The 14,522-nt window shown below is 59.4% G+C and carries 10 protein-coding genes and 1 pseudogene; 2 read left to right on the plus strand and 9 right to left on the minus strand.

The features are described 5' to 3' along the window. Positions 1-2: 2 nt before the first annotated feature. The 8 genes from Q1A63_RS09325 to Q1A63_RS09360 all read right to left on the minus strand — a co-directional run bounded on the left by Q1A63_RS09325 (position 3) and on the right by Q1A63_RS09360 (position 10,653). A complete protein-coding gene (locus Q1A63_RS09325; RefSeq protein ID WP_298971052.1) occupies positions 3-2,192 on the minus strand; it encodes a type I secretion system permease/ATPase in 2,190 nt (729 codons plus the stop codon). Further along, a complete protein-coding gene (locus Q1A63_RS09330) occupies positions 2,189-3,562 on the minus strand; it encodes a TolC family protein (RefSeq protein ID WP_298971051.1) in 1,374 nt (457 codons plus the stop codon). Before Q1A63_RS09330 ends, Q1A63_RS09325 begins: the two co-directional genes overlap by 4 nt. A 192-nt stretch (positions 3,563-3,754) precedes the next feature. Next, positions 3,755-4,150 (minus strand): DUF3307 domain-containing protein, encoded by a 396-nt coding sequence (locus Q1A63_RS09335; protein WP_298971049.1) that lies wholly within the window; start codon positions 4,148-4,150, stop codon positions 3,755-3,757. 169 nt (positions 4,151-4,319) lie between these two features. Then, positions 4,320-5,420 (minus strand): sn-glycerol-3-phosphate ABC transporter ATP-binding protein UgpC, encoded by a 1,101-nt coding sequence (gene ugpC / locus Q1A63_RS09340; RefSeq protein ID WP_298971046.1) that lies wholly within the window; start codon positions 5,418-5,420, stop codon positions 4,320-4,322. 25 nt (positions 5,421-5,445) lie between these two features. Continuing rightward, positions 5,446-7,098: an alpha-amylase family glycosyl hydrolase gene (locus Q1A63_RS09345; RefSeq protein ID WP_298971044.1), complete on the minus strand. Its 1,653-nt coding sequence runs from the start codon at positions 7,096-7,098 to the stop codon at positions 5,446-5,448. A gap of 14 nt (positions 7,099-7,112) precedes the next feature. Further along, positions 7,113-8,237: a carbohydrate ABC transporter permease gene (locus Q1A63_RS09350; protein ID WP_298971042.1), complete on the minus strand. Its 1,125-nt coding sequence runs from the start codon at positions 8,235-8,237 to the stop codon at positions 7,113-7,115. Beyond that, positions 8,237-9,217, minus strand: coding sequence for a sugar ABC transporter permease (locus Q1A63_RS09355; RefSeq protein WP_298971040.1), 981 nt, complete (start codon positions 9,215-9,217; stop codon positions 8,237-8,239). Before Q1A63_RS09355 ends, Q1A63_RS09350 begins: the two co-directional genes overlap by 1 nt. An 80-nt stretch (positions 9,218-9,297) precedes the next feature. After that, on the minus strand, positions 9,298-10,653 hold the full coding sequence (locus Q1A63_RS09360) for an ABC transporter substrate-binding protein (RefSeq protein WP_298971038.1): 1,356 nt from the start codon (positions 10,651-10,653) through the stop codon (positions 9,298-9,300). Positions 10,654-10,906: 253 nt separating this feature from the next. Between Q1A63_RS09360 and Q1A63_RS09365 the strand changes: the two genes are divergently transcribed. Further along, positions 10,907-11,941 (plus strand): substrate-binding domain-containing protein, encoded by a 1,035-nt coding sequence (locus Q1A63_RS09365; RefSeq protein WP_298971036.1) that lies wholly within the window; start codon positions 10,907-10,909, stop codon positions 11,939-11,941. Then, on the plus strand, positions 11,941-13,254 hold the full coding sequence (locus Q1A63_RS09370) for a GH1 family beta-glucosidase (RefSeq protein ID WP_298971034.1): 1,314 nt from the start codon (positions 11,941-11,943) through the stop codon (positions 13,252-13,254). Before Q1A63_RS09365 ends, Q1A63_RS09370 begins: the two co-directional genes overlap by 1 nt. Here Q1A63_RS09370 and Q1A63_RS09375 read toward each other — a convergent pair. Then, a pseudogene (locus Q1A63_RS09375) lies at positions 13,244-14,522 on the minus strand (cytochrome c peroxidase). The gene Q1A63_RS09370 and the pseudogene Q1A63_RS09375 sit on opposite strands and share 11 nt — an antisense overlap.

A 14,522-nucleotide genomic window follows, 5' to 3' on the forward strand; every position in this document is an offset into this window, starting at 1 on the left:
CCCTATCCCTTTGCGCGCGCCGCACCCATGGTGCGCAATTTGGTCAGGACGTCATCGCGCGGCCCGTCGAGCGCGACACGCCCCTGATCCATCACGATCAGGCGTCGCGCCATCGCCGCCAGAGATTGCCGGTGTGTGCAGACAATGAGCCCGGTACCGGTGAGGTTCAGTTCCTCCAGACGCGCGATGATCTGGGTCTGCATGCGCTGATCCATCGCGTTGGTCGGCTCATCCAGAAACAGAGTCTTGGGCTGCCGCAAAAGCAAGCGCGCCAAGGCCACGCCCTGCCGCTGCCCGCCTGACAACCGCCGTCCCTGCTCGCCAATGAACATATCAAGACCCTCCGGCGCCTCGGCCAGAAACTCATCCATCGCCGCGAAATAAAGCGCACGCGCAATGTCCTCATCGCTGGCAGACGGGTTACCGATCATCAGGTTTTCGCGCAGCGTCCCGGTGAAAAGCTCTGGCGATTGCGGCAGATAGCCGATGCCCCGCCTGAGCTCCGCCGGTTCGTACTGCGTGAGTGCGATCCCATCGATCAAGACCGAACCGCTGTCTGGTTGAATGAGCCCTGCCAACAGCTTGCCTGTCGTGGTTTTGCCGGAGCCCACACGCCCCAGAAGCGCCACAGCGTCCCCCGGCTTGACGTCGAAGCTCAGACGATCCAACGCGGGCTTTTGCGTCTCGGGATAGCTCAGCGTCACCGCATCCACGGTGATAGCGCCCGCACTGACCCGCGCGTCGCTTTTGACCGCGGGCCCCTGCTCGACCGGCAGCGCCATGAACCGGTTCAGCGCGCCGAGCGATTTGAACGCGTATTGCGCGCGGAAAATCGTCTGGGCGATGGTGCCCAGGGGCGCCAACACCCGCCCCGCAAGAATGTTGGCCGCGATCAGCCCACCGATGGTAATGACCCCGTCAGAGACCAGAAACACGCCCCAGACAATGATCAAGACGGACACCAACTGCTGCACCAGCATGGTGCCGTTGGTGGCCACATTCGACCAGAATTTCGTGCGCCCGTTGATCTGCGACGAGGCGGCCACGGCGGTTTCCCATTCACGTTGCATCAGTGGTTCGGCATTCAGGCTCTTGATTGTCTCGATCCCGGAAAGGGCTTCGACCAGCACCACATGCCGCTTGGTGGCCATTTGCTGCGCGCGCCCGGCGCTGCGCCCGATGGGCAGCTGTGCGGCGATGGCAATCACCAGCACCACCGGCACCGCAAAAAGCGGCACCAGCGCAATCGGCCCCACGATGAAAAAGAGCGCGGCCACAAAAATGCCGATAAACATCAGATCAATCAGGGCCACGAAGGTGGCGGAGGCAAAGAATTCGCGCACCACTTCGAAATCCCGGATGGTGCTGGCGATGCCTGCGGCCCCACCAGGCCGGTTCAGCAGGGTGGTGTCCATCGCCTGTCGGAAAAGCGTGGCAGCCACCTTGAGATCAACGCGCCGCCCGATGTTTTCCAGAATATTGGCACGCAGTGTCCGCATCACCAGATCCAGCAGCAGCGCAATGCCAACGCCGATGGCGAGGGTCCAGAGCGTGACATAGGCCAGGTTCGGGATCACCTTGTCATAGACGTTCATCACAAAGAGCGGCAGGGCAAGAGACATCAGGTTAAGCAGCAGCGCCGCGACCAGAACCTGCGCCCAGTTGCCCCAATTCGCGCGTACAGCGCCCCAGAACCAGTGGGGTTTCTGCGCGCTTTCCTTTGCGGTTGCGGGCGACAGCATGGCACCTGCCCGGTCATCGCTCCGGGTCACCAGCATGAGGTCAGGACGGATATCCTTGCGCAATTGGCGCAGGGTGATTTCCTGAGACAGCGGCCCTTCTACGGGGTCGACAATCTGCGCGACCTTGCCCTTGTTGCCAAAGCCCTGGATGACAATCGGGTCCCCCGATTTACGCCATGCGATGAACGGCAGGGCGATGGCATCAACAGCCACCGGATCCCGCAGGACCACCCGCGATTTCAATCCGATCGTCTCCAAGGCGCGCGCCAGATGATGCGCGTCTGAAAGGGAGGCGTCCTGCGGGATGCGCGACCGCGTGGCGGCCTCCGAGAACGGCCTGTCAAAGGCTTCAGCCATCCACTTGATGAGCGCCAACGGGCCGGATGCCGCGTCAGATCCCGCCTGCGTCAGCGACACCGCCTCGGAGGCTGTGCCGTCATGGATGCTCATTTCAAAGGCTCGATATTGACGTTGAAAACCGCGGTGGGGTTGTCCTTGACGCGATCCTGAAACCGCGGCTCCAAGGCCAGATCGCTTTTGGCGAGCCCAAAATGATTGGCCAGCAAACTCTGCGCCGCCAGTGCCCGATAGGTGCTGAATGCCAGCCCGGCCTGCGCCCCAACCGCCTCGAATTCCACGTTAAACCGCGCGCGTTCCACTTCCAGCAAATCCAGCAGCGAGCGTTTCGCTGCGAGGAATTCATCCCCGTAGACCTCAACAATCAATCGATTGATCCGCAGCTGATCACTCAGCTGACGAAACCGGTCGACGTTGGTGCGATAGGTATTCCACGTGCGGGCCGCCAGCTCACGGACTTCGCGCACCGCAACCGCCAATTCTGACATCGCGCGGCTGTTGCGTTCAGCCAGTGCCTGCCGCTCCGCCTGCCGCCCGCCCTGATAGACCGTCCAGCGCAGGCCGACGCCAATGGATTCGTCTGTGCGGTTCCCGGACACACCGTTGCGGTTAATGTCGCGCACAACACCCGCGCCAAGTGTGAGCTGCGGATACCGGTCAGACAATGTGACCTCCGATTGAAAGCGGGTCTGGTCAATCTGCGTCCGGGCAAATTGAACGCGATAACTGTTTTGCTCGGCGGTGGCCGACAACTGATCCAGCGATTGCGGCGGCTTGGCCAGCGGGATGCTCATATCGCCTGTTGGCGGACGCCCGATTACCCTTTGATATCGGGCATTTGCATCGCGCAATGAACGTTCCACTTCAAGCTGCGCCAGCCTGGCAGATCTGATGCGATCGTCAATCGTCAGCTCGTCGCTATAGGGGAGCCTGCCGCCCTGAACCAGCTCTCGGACCCGCGCACCGATCTCTTCGTGCTTGGCCACGTTGCGCTTGGCGACCGCCAAAAGCTGACGGTGCCGGTAAACATCGACATAGGCTTCGGTCGCATTGAGCGCCATCGTTTCCGAGGCATCAAGCAGACGAAAGATGCTGCCATCGACCCGCGCGGCATTTGCATAGACCAGATTGGCGCGGCGAAAACCATCGAACAAGACAACCTCTGCCCGGACGCCCAACTGGTTCCGTGACTTGGTGCTGTCGTTGTCAATCACCGACAGTGAATTGGGATCATCAACACGCTGATAGCCCGTTTCACCCGAGAGCGTCACACGCGGTTCAAATTCACCGCGGAGCTGAATGAGCTCAAATGCGGAAGCGCGCATTTCTGCTTGTGATGATTTAATGACGGGGTTGGTGGTGACGGCAAAGCGCACGGCTTCGGTCAGAGATTCAGCCAATGCGGCATGTGCGAAACAGGCAAAGACCAGCTTGACACAAAACAGTCTGAACAACCGCTCCATATGTCTTTCCCCCCACAAAAAACCATTCAAATTGATTAAAACCAGTGACCTAACGTTAACGAAGTCCTGTAAAAAGGCAATCTGTCAACGAAATTGAAGCGATCAAAAGTCGCAGGGCCTACACACTGCGATCCTCTTTCGGAGGCACAAGACCGACCATGAAACCGGCGGGGGCGTCCCCAGTAAGATCTGTCAGGCGCCGCTGCTCATGGAGAGCCAGAGCCAGAGCATACCCACATAGGTCAACTGATGCAGTGCCTGATCCACCCCTGACGCGCGCCAATAGGCTGCATCCTGCGGTGTCAGGTTGAGACCCGAAGTGTGGCGCCCTTTCCACCAGTCGATGTGGAAATGCACGACCCATTCCATCAATACAACCGGGACGATGAACGCCAGCGAGGCGCCAACCACGAAGAAGGCAATCAACGATCCGGCGGCATGTACGCCTGCATGCAGAAAGCGCCCCAGGTGAAGGTATTCATCACGCCCGTCGAGCATAATCTTTGTCTGAAGGAAGTAATCCGCCAGCATATGTTTAATCTGAAAAAGGCACAGCAGACCTAAAAGTGCGCCATAACTCGTAACCAAGACTTCTTCCTTTCACCCCGAACGACGCCAGACTAATGCCTCCCGGGTGGAGGTGTAAATCCAGCTATCCGCCAAAAATTGGCGTAAAAGGGGCTCGTTAACAATTAACGTCAAGTCAACAATTGACCAACACCACTTCACGATGCGCCTATATTGCGCCCCCGCGTCCCTAATCGCGGTACAAAAGCGAATGCCCGTTGGCAAAGAGATGCAGCTTGGAAGCATCCGCCGTCATTTTCAGTTGGGTACCACGAACGCCGGTGTGAATACCGGGGAGTTTTGCGATAATTGCCGCATTTTCGGGACCTGACTTGGCAAAATAAAGCTGGGTGACCTCTCCCAGCGCTTCAGTGATCTCAACCGTTCCGGCAAAAGCGTAGTTCTCGTCGTCGGTCGTCACCATGTCTTCGGGGCGGATGCCGACGTTTACCTTCATCCCCTTGTCGCTGTCGCGTGTCGGGATATTCGCGGCGATTGCCCCTGCGCCCTCATCCAGACGCACATGGGTGACCTCACCCGTCTCAACGATTTCGCCAGCCAGCAGGTTCATCGCAGGAGACCCGATGAATTGCGCGACGAATTCGTTTTCGGGGCGTTCATAAAGCTCCAGCGGCGAGCCCACCTGCGCAATCCCCTTATTGGCCAGCACCACGATGCGGCTGGCCAGGGTCATCGCCTCAACCTGGTCGTGGGTCACGTAGATCATGGTGGAATTGGGCATGCTTTCCTTCAGCTGCGCAATTTCGATCCGGGTGGCCACACGCAGGGAGGCGTCGAGGTTCGACAGCGGTTCGTCGAACAGATAAACTTTTGGGTCGCGCACAATCGAGCGGCCAATCGCAACCCGCTGTCGTTGCCCGCCCGAGAGCGCCTTGGGCAAGCGGTCGAGGTATTCATCCAGTTGCAGGACCTTGGCGGCGCGGCCCACCGCCTCGTCGATCTCCGATGGGGATTTCTTGGCCAGCTTCAAGGCAAAGGCCATGTTGTCGCGCACGGTCATATGCGGATAAAGCGCGTAGGACTGGAACACCATGGCGATCCCACGTTGCGCGGGCGGCACATCGTTCATCCGGTCGCCATCGATCAGCAACTCACCGGCGGTGATCTTCTCCAGCCCCGCAATCATGCGCAGCAAGGTGGATTTGCCACAGCCGGACGGACCCACGAAAACGATCAATTCGCCTGTCGTGATATCCAAATCAATGTTTTTAAGCACTTCCACGCCGACACCGTAGGATTTCCCCACATCCGTCAATTTCAGATTGGCCATGTCCTTGTCCCTCCCAAGACGCGGGTTAATCCTGTTTGATCGCCAGGCACGCTTGCCATGGCCCCAGGTGCAGTTTGAAATCAGGGGACGGGGTCGCCCCGCCCAATTCGTGCCCGACGGTCATCCAATCGCCCGGCGGCATGCCGTGCAGCGATGGCGTATCCGACAGGTTGAAGGCGCAAAAGAGTGTCTGGCCTTCATGTTCGCGCGTGAATTGCAGCACATCGCCATAGGCAAAGACGCCACCGTGGTCCCCCTTGACCAGCGCCGGGTGTTCCTTGCGAAAGGCGATGGCGCGGCGATAGTGGTGCAGGATCGCGCCGGGCTCTTCTTCCTGCGCCGTCACGCAGCGGTTGAGATGATCGTGGCTGACCGGCAACCACGGGAACCCATCGGAAAAACCGCCGTTCTGGTTGGAATGCTCCCAGACCATCGGGGTGCGGCAGCCATCGCGGCCTTTGAACTCGGGCCAGAATTGCTTGCCATAGGGGTCCTGTAGATCCTCAAAGGCGACATCTGCCTCCGGCAGGCCAAGCTCTTCGCCCTGATAGAGGCACACCGATCCGCGCAGGCACATGATCAAGGTTGCAAACATGCGCTGTGCGGCGGGCGGCAGATCCCAGCGCGAGGCATGGCGCTCCACGTCGTGGTTGGAGAATGCCCAGCACGGCCAGCCATTGCGCGCCACACGGCCCAATTCATCGAACACCGTCGCAACGCGGGTCGCGTCCAGTTTGGTCTTGGCCAGGAACTCGAAGGCATAACACATATGCACCATTTCCGGCCCGCTGGTGTATTCGCCCAGCAATTCCAGCCCCCGCTGAGCGTCGCCCACCTCGCCCACACAAGCGGCTGCCGGGTATTCATCCAGCAACGCGCGGAATCGCTTCAGGAACGCCAGGTTCTCCGGCTGGTTCTTGGAGTAGATGTGTTCCTGATGATTATAGGGGTTCACCGAAGGTGCGATGTTGGCGTTGCGCCGTTCAGGCGGCAGCGCGGGATTGTCGCGCAACTCCTTATCCGCGTAGTAGAAGTTGATCGTATCGAGCCGGAAGCCATCCACGCCCCGGTCCAGCCAGAAGCGCGTGGTGGCGAGGATCGCGTTCTGTACATCGTCATTGTGGAAATTCAGATCGGGCTGCTCCACAAGGAAGTTGTGCAGGTAGTATTGCTCCCGCCCCGGGTCCCACTGCCAGGCCGGACCGCCAAAGATCGACAGCCAGTTGTTGGGCGGCGTGCCATCGGGCTTGGGGTCGGCCCAGACATACCAGTCTGACTTGGAATTGGTGCGGTTCAACTGGCTTTCCTGGAACCAGGGGTGCTGATCCGACGTATGGCTCAGCACCAGGTCGATCATCACCTTCAGCCCGTGCTGATGCGCGGCTTCTACCACCACGTCAAAATCCGCCAGCGTGCCGAACATCGGATCGACGTCGCAATAATCACTCACATCATAGCCGAAATCCTTCATCGGCGAGGTGAAGAACGGCGAAATCCAAATGGCATCCACGCCCAGCGAGGCGATATAGCTCATCCGCTGCGAGATGCCGATCAAATCGCCGATCCCATCGCCGTTGCTGTCCTGAAAGCTGCGCGGGTAGATCTGGTAGATCACCGCGCCACGCCACCAATCCTTGTCAATGACGGGAAGGTGGAGATGGTGTTCCATCTTTGTCATTCTTGTTTGACTTTCTATTTCACGGAGCCGGCCAGCAGACCGCGCACCAGATAACGTTGCATTGTAAAGAAGACGATGAGCGGTACCGCGATGGAGATGAAGGCCGCCGAGGCCAGAATGCCCCAGTCCCCGCCGCGCGAGCCCAGCAGGTCATCGGCGATTTTCACGGTCATGACCCAGCTCTCCGAATTCGATGGTAGGAAGACCTTGGCCACCAGCAGATCGTTCCAGGTCCAGAGGAATTGGAAGATCGCAAATGACGCCAGTGCGGGAAAGCTCAGCGGCAGCACGATCTTGGTGAAGACCTGGAAATCCGTGGCCCCGTCGACCTTGGCGCTTTCGATGATGTCGCGCGGCAGGCCGACCATGTAGTTGCGTAAGAGATAGATCGCCAGCGGCAGCCCGAAGCCGGTATGCGCCATCCATATTCCTAAAAAGCTCTGCCCGATGCCGATCTTGTTGTGGAATTGCAAAAGCGGCACCAACGCCAATTGTAAGGGCACGACCAGCAAGCCGACCACCACGGCGATCAGAACCCCCCTGCCCGCAAAATCCATCCAGGCCAGCGCATAGGCCGCAAAGGCTGCGATCAGAATGGGGATGATTGTCGCCGGGATGGTCACCGTCAGCGTATTGATGAAGGCGATGTCCATATTGTTGGAAAACAGGATGTTCTGATAGTTCGACAGCGAGAAATCCGGCGGCGTCGCGGTTGAATAATAGACGCTCGGGTCGCGTTTGATTTCGTTGGGGGAGAAATAGGTGAAATCACCGTTTTCCTGCACCGTCAGCGACCGGTCCCGCGTCAGCTCTGCCGTTTCCCCCGCCGCTGCAATCGTGGGGTTGGAGCGCGCGCCACCAAAGCGGATGATCTCCGTGTCTGCATCACCAAAGATGTTGCCTTCGATGACAAAGCCCCCATCGGCGGGCCGGGCCTCTTCGGCGGGAATTTTGGCCTGAAAGTTCTGCTCCACCGCGAAGGGCGACAGCCACCAGCCCGAGGCCGATATCTGATCCCGGTCGCGGAAGGAGGAGACGAGCAAGCCAACCGTGGGAATGAGCCAGATGACCACCAGAAAGATGACCGACAGATTGACGGCCCAGCTGAGCGAAGATTTAGTCCCTGCGATATTGTCCATTATCTCATCTCCGCTCTGGCTTGCCGGATGTTCCAGATCATCACCGGCAGCACGATGATCATGATGACAAAGGCCACCGCCGTGGCGCGCCCATCATCGCGGAACATGTAGGACATCATGTAACTGGGCAGGATTTCAGTGCCGAAATTGCCCCCCGTCATGGTGTAGACGATGTCGAAAACCTTGAGCACGAGGATCGTGATCGTGGTCCAGACCACCACAATGGTGCCCATGATCTGCGGCACCTTGATCTTGAAAAAGACCTGAAACGGGTTGGCGCCGTCGATGATCGCGGCCTCGATGGTTTCCTCCGGAATACCGCGTAGGGCGGCGGAGAGGATCACCATGGCAAAGCCGGTCTGGATCCAGACCAGAATGAACATCAGAAAGAAGTTGTTCCAGAAGCGCACCTGCAACACGTCGAGCGGCTCCGACGCGCCGAAAAAGTCGCGGATCGCGTTGATCAACCCGATATCGGCGTTGTTAGCATAGACAAATTTCCAGATCAGAGAGGCACCTACAAAGGAGATCGCCATCGGCATGAAGATCAGCGACTTAGCGATGTTGCCCCATTTGAGCCGGTCGGTCAGCTGTGCCACCAGCAGGCCAAAGAAAGTGGCCGACGCAGGCACCACCAGCACCCAGAGAAAATTGTTGAAGAGCGCCGTTTGAAATCCGGCGTCCGAGAACATGACGGAATAGTTGCCAAACCCGATGAATTCATCGCCCGACCGGTTATAGAGTGAGCGCCAGAAAGAACCCACGACCGGGTAGACCAGATAGAGCCCAAGCGCGCCCATGGCCGGAAACAGGAACAGCCAGGGGCGTACCAGATTGGCCCGATTGATGTTCTGACCGGGATTATCCGCGCGCGGCGGAAAGATCACTTTGTCGAGGATGAGGTTGGACAGAAAGAAGTATCCGACGCATCCGCCGACCCCGATAACAACTGTCACGATCCCCTGTAGCAGCGGTGACATTGCAGTCCCTCCCAAAGCGCGAAATCAATTTATGCTGGTCCGGCAACCCACCGCTGCCGAACCACAATTTGCCGGACCAGTTACTGAATGGTGTCCCAGCGGTCCTGAATGCCCTTGGCCACGTCTTCGGCGCTTGCCCCGGTGGTGTAATCCACCATACCGGTCCAGAAAGCCCCCGCGCCGATCTCACCCGGCATCAGATCTGACGCGTCAAACCGGAAGGTCGTCGCATTCAGCAGAATATCACCCTGCGCTTTGAGACTTTCTTCGGCATAGGTTTCCGTATTCACGCCAGAATGCGGCGTCAGGAACCCGCCCTGCGCCATCCACAATTCATGCGCAATCGGCGTCTTCAGGAATTCGACAAAAGCGTTGGTTGCGTCCGATGGGTTGGTGATCGCAAAAAGCGTGCCCGCCCCCAGCACCGGTTTGCCAAGGTCTTTGCTCTCATAGGCCGGGAAATAGAAGAAATCCACGTCATCGCCCACGGTGGTGCCTTCGGGGAAAAACGCCGGGATGAAAGAGGCCTGGCGGTGCATGTAGCACTTTGGCGGGATCGAGAAGAGGCCCGCCGGGCTGTCGCGGAAATCCGTGTTGGCCACGGCAGAGGCGCCACCATCCACATAGTCATCGTTGCGGGCAAAGGCCCCGAATTCCTCGATGGCTTCGATCACCTTGGGGTCGTCAAACTTCATCTCATTGGCGACCCAGGCGTCGTAATCCGCAGGCGATTGCGTGCGCAGCATCATTTCCTCGACCCAGTCGGTGGCGGGCCAGCCGGTCGCGGCCCCGGATCCCAGACCGATGCACCAGGGTGTACCGCCCTCTTCCACGATGACATCGGTCAGTTCTTTCAGCTCTTCCATGGTCTCGGGAATGTCATAGCCGGCCTCGTCAAAGGCCTCGGGAGAATACCAGACCAGCGATTTCACATCGACGCGGTAGAAAATGCCGTACATCTGGTCCGCACCATCCGCATCCGTATAGGTGCCCAGATCAACCCAGGACTGACCGGCGGCATAGTTGTTTTTCACCCAATCGGAGGTCCCCTCCGGCAGCGGTGTCAGCAAACCCTGGCTGGCCATGTCGGCGGCAAGACCCGGCTGCGGGAAAACGGCCAGGTTGGGGGCAGAGCCGGAGCGCGCGGAAATCACGATGTCCTGCTCAAAGCTGTCGGAGCCGGAATAGTTGACCGTCGCACCGGTCGCACTGGTGAAGTAGGAAAACGCCTTGTCCACCTTTTCCTTTTCATTGCCGGTCCAGGGCCCGGTGATCTCCACCGTCTGACCGGATAGATCATACTTATCCGCAAATTCCGTATAGCTGTCCCAGCTGAAGTCGCCCTCGCCCACGGCAAAGGGCTGGTGCCCATCTGCCTGGACAGTACCAGCCGACAATGCCAGCGCCGCAGCGCCCGCGTAAAAACGTGCCTTCATGATTTCCTCCCGTTGCGGTGCCTATTTTGACACCAGAATGCCCATTATTTTTGCGCAAAAGAATCACCCCAAAGCGCTTTGGATTGCCAAAACGTGGCTTACGGTTGTAATTCTGTCAACTCGTGGTTGGGTTTCACGCAGGTTTTCAAAGCAATAGTTTGCGACCTGTGCGAAATACCGGTTTCGGCTTTGACGCAGGCGGTGGCGGTGCCTAGGCTGGCAAGGCTGTTACCATCAAAAACGACCGGACTTTATGAACTTACGTGAGCTTTCCGAACGGCTTAACCTGTCGCAGACAACCGTAAGCCGCGCGCTGAACGGATATCCAGAGGTCAATGAGGCGACGCGCAAACGTGTCGCGGATGCCGCCGCTCTGTACAATTACCGGCCGAACATCCGCGCCCAGACACTGGCCACGGGCCGGTCCATGTCCATCGGGCACATCATCCCCTTCTCCAAGCAGAACGAGATGGTGAACATCGTTTTTGCCGATTTCATCGCCGGTGCGGGCGAGGTTTATTCCCGCCATGGCTACAACATGACCCTCTCCGTTGTGCGAGACGAAGACGAGATGAGCGCCTATCGCGGCGTCGCCGAAAAGGGTGCTGTGGACGGTATTATCGTGCATTCCCCCACCCGCAATGATCCGCGGATCGCCTTTCTGGCGGAACTGGACATCCCCTTTCTGGTGCATGGTCGCGCATCGGAAGTCACAACGCCCTATTCCTGGATGGATGTGAACAACACCCGCGCCCTTGAGCAGGGTACGCAATATTTGCTGGAGCTGGGCCACCGTCGCATCGCATTGATCAACGGGCAGGAAAAGATGGATTTTGCACAGCGCCGTCGCGATGGCTATGTCTCTGCCCTGCAATCTTGGGGGATTGCTGCAGATGAAACCATCATGCGGTCGGGCGAGATGAGCGAGCCCTTCGGGCATGCCTCGACGCTGGAACTGCTCGACGGTCCGGCACCGCCCACGGCGATCGTGACCTCCTCCATCGTGCTTGCCTTGGGCATTCGCCGCGCCATCGAAGAGCGCGGTTTGCGCATGGGCCGGGATGTGTCGATCCTGTGCTTTGACGACGAAATCTCATATCTTCCCAATGGGTTGGATGCCCCCGTCTTTACCGCCATGCGATCCTCGGTGCGGGCGGCGGGGCGCCGATGTGCAGAGATGTTGATCGAACAGATCACCACCCCGGCACATGACATCAGAACGGAACTTTGGGACGCGGAGCTTGTCATCGGTGGCTCCACCGCGCCCGGCCCGGCAAAGGACACGTGATGGACTTTCGCAGATCAGATTTCCCCGAGGGCTTCCAGTTTGCCGCAGCAACCTCCAGCTATCAGATCGAAGGGCACAGTTTCGGCGGTGCTGGCAAAACCCATTGGGATACCTTTGCCGCCACCCCCGGCAATGTGGTGCGGGCCGAAAACGGCGATATCGCCTGTGACCACTATCACCGGATGGACGAAGACCTCGACCTGATGCAGGCGCTAGGGCTGGACGCCTACCGGTTTTCGACCAGCTGGGCGCGGGTGATGCCCGAGGGACGCGGCGCGCCCAATCCGGAAGGCCTCGATTTCTATGACCGGTTGGTCGATGGGTTGCTGGCGCGGGGGCTCAACCCGATGGCCACGCTTTACCATTGGGAACTGCCGGTGCCATTGGCCGACCTGGGGGGATGGCGCAATCCCGACATTTCCCATTGGTTTGCCGATTTCGCCACGGTCATCATGGGACGGATCGGGGATCGCGTGTTCAGCGCAGCCCCCATCAACGAACCCTGGTGTGTCGGCTGGCTGTCGCATTTCATGGGCCATCATGCGCCCGGTCTGCGCGACATTCGCGCCACCGCACACGCGATGCACCACGTGCTGACCGGTCATGGCCGCGCCATTCAGGCGATGCGCGCTCTGGGCGTGAAAAACCTCGGCGCTGTGTGCAACTTTGAGTACGCGCACCCGGTGGATGACACGCCGGAAGCTGCAAAGGCCGCGCAGCTTTACGATGGCTATTACAACCGCTTCTTTCTGGGTGGGCTCTTCAAAGGCGCCTATCCTGCGGATGTGATGGAAGGCCTGGCCCCCCATATGCCGAAAGGCTGGCAGGATGATTTTGACCTCATCGGTCAGCCGCTCGACTGGTGCGGTTTGAACTACTACACCTGCAAACGCATCGCGCCAGTGGATGGCCCTTGGCCCGCGCATGAAGAGGTCAACGGCCCGCTGCCGAAGACCCAGATGGGCTGGGAGATTTATCCCGAGGGGCTGCACCACTTCCTGACATGGGTGCATGAGACCTACACCAAGGGGCTGCCGCTCTATGTTACGGAAAACGGGATGGCAAATGCGGACCAGATCGATGTGCCGGATCAGGCGCGGATTGACTACCTGAACGCGCATATCAAGGCCGCACGGCGAGCCATGGCGGAAGGCGTACCGCTGGCGGGCTACACGTTCTGGTCGCTGATGGACAATTACGAATGGGCGCTGGGGTATGAAAAACGCTTTGGCTTGATCCACGTGGATTTCGAGACGTTGGCGCGCAGGCCGAAAGCCTCCTATCACGCGCTGGCCAAAGCGCTCAGGGCTTGAACCAGGCGGGCACGCCAAAGGGGGGCTGATCCACGCTCGTCCCGGTGAGGCTGCCCAGAAAAGCAACGATCTGCGCGATTTCGGCCGCCTCCAGCGCTGGACCGCCGGGCGGGACAAACCGTGCCTGACGCGCCATTTCCCGCCTGTCGGATCGGATGATGAAATCGGTGCCCGCGAGCCAGGCAACCTCCGGCAGCTGCGCGTCCCTCGGGCGCCATGCCGCGCGCGCCGCAGCCGGATCAAGGTGGTGCCGTACCATCGCCTCCAGCGTCGGATAGGCCCCGTTGTGACCATAAGGAGCTGTAAGTGCCACATTGCGCAGCATCGGCGTGCGGAAGGCATAGGCGTCCTCCAACCGATTGCTCTCGGACATCCGGCCGACATCACGCGCATAGGGATCAAAGAGACGCGTGCGCCCGGGACCAAAGGCAGGCAACCCAAGCGCGTGGAATTTCTGATCTGTCATCAACGGTCCGGCATGACAGCTGTCACATGCGGCCTTGCCATAGAAAAGTTCCATGCCCTTTTGCTGCTCATCCGTCAGGGCAGATGTGTCTCCGGCAAGATAGCGATCAAAGGGGCTGTCGATGCTGGTCCACTCCACGGCCATGAACGCCGCCAGCGTATTGGCAACCTCCACAATCGTGACCTCTTCCGCGGTCTTGATGTGGTCGAAAGCCTGAACAAACTGCGGCCCGTAACGCGCATCTGTGCGGACGCGTTTCGCAAGGATCGGCCAGGCATTGTCGATCCGATCATGCACTGCGCCGATGACCTCATTCTCGCCGGGATTTCCCGCCATCTCGAACTGCGCCACCAACGGAAAGAGCGCCTGTGCCGCCAAAAGCGAATTCAACCCTTTGGGCAGCCATTCCTCCGCCGGGGAATTGAAGCCGTTGCCAAAAAGATCCGACGTGCTCAGCCGCCCATCATGAAACATAACGTGCACGTCGCGCGCCGAGGTTCCACAGGCCCGGCGCGTTGCGTGGAATGCGCTTGGCGATGCGCGAGAGGCCTGCGCCCGGCGTCCGGTCCGGCCCCAGCCCCTGCCCGCCTTCGCCGATGCCGAGCGACAGCCCGTCACCCGTGCCAAAATCCGGGTGATGACAATGCGCGCATGAGATATTCCGGTTGCCGGACAGGATGGTATCGTAGAACAAGGAGTGGCCCAAAGCCGCCTGATCCCGGTCGAATTGCAGAAAATCGGCAGCGGTCAGGGCGGGTGGCAAATCCCCTGCCCCGGCGGCAGTGGCCAAACAGGAGAACAC

It is taken from the genome of uncultured Roseobacter sp., from assembly GCF_947499265.1.
Classification (GTDB): Bacteria; Pseudomonadota; Alphaproteobacteria; order Rhodobacterales; family Rhodobacteraceae; genus Roseobacter.

Excerpts from the sequence above, each read along its gene's own strand:
- Q1A63_RS09325 (WP_298971052.1), bottom strand. The coding sequence starts at position 2,192 with ATGAGCATCCATGACGGCACAGCCTCCGAGGCGGTGTCGCTGACGCAG.
- Q1A63_RS09330 (WP_298971051.1), bottom strand. The coding sequence starts at position 3,562 with ATGGAGCGGTTGTTCAGACTGTTTTGTGTCAAGCTGGTCTTTGCCTGT.
- ugpC (WP_298971046.1), bottom strand. The coding sequence starts at position 5,420 with ATGGCCAATCTGAAATTGACGGATGTGGGGAAATCCTACGGTGTCGGC.
- Q1A63_RS09345 (WP_298971044.1), bottom strand. The coding sequence starts at position 7,098 with ATGACAAAGATGGAACACCATCTCCACCTTCCCGTCATTGACAAGGAT.
- Q1A63_RS09350 (WP_298971042.1), bottom strand. The coding sequence starts at position 8,237 with ATGGACAATATCGCAGGGACTAAATCTTCGCTCAGCTGGGCCGTCAAT.
- Q1A63_RS09355 (WP_298971040.1), bottom strand. The coding sequence starts at position 9,217 with ATGTCACCGCTGCTACAGGGGATCGTGACAGTTGTTATCGGGGTCGGC.
- Q1A63_RS09360 (WP_298971038.1), bottom strand. The coding sequence starts at position 10,653 with ATGAAGGCACGTTTTTACGCGGGCGCTGCGGCGCTGGCATTGTCGGCT.
- Q1A63_RS09365 (WP_298971036.1), top strand. The coding sequence starts at position 10,907 with ATGAACTTACGTGAGCTTTCCGAACGGCTTAACCTGTCGCAGACAACC.
- Q1A63_RS09370 (WP_298971034.1), top strand. The coding sequence starts at position 11,941 with ATGGACTTTCGCAGATCAGATTTCCCCGAGGGCTTCCAGTTTGCCGCA.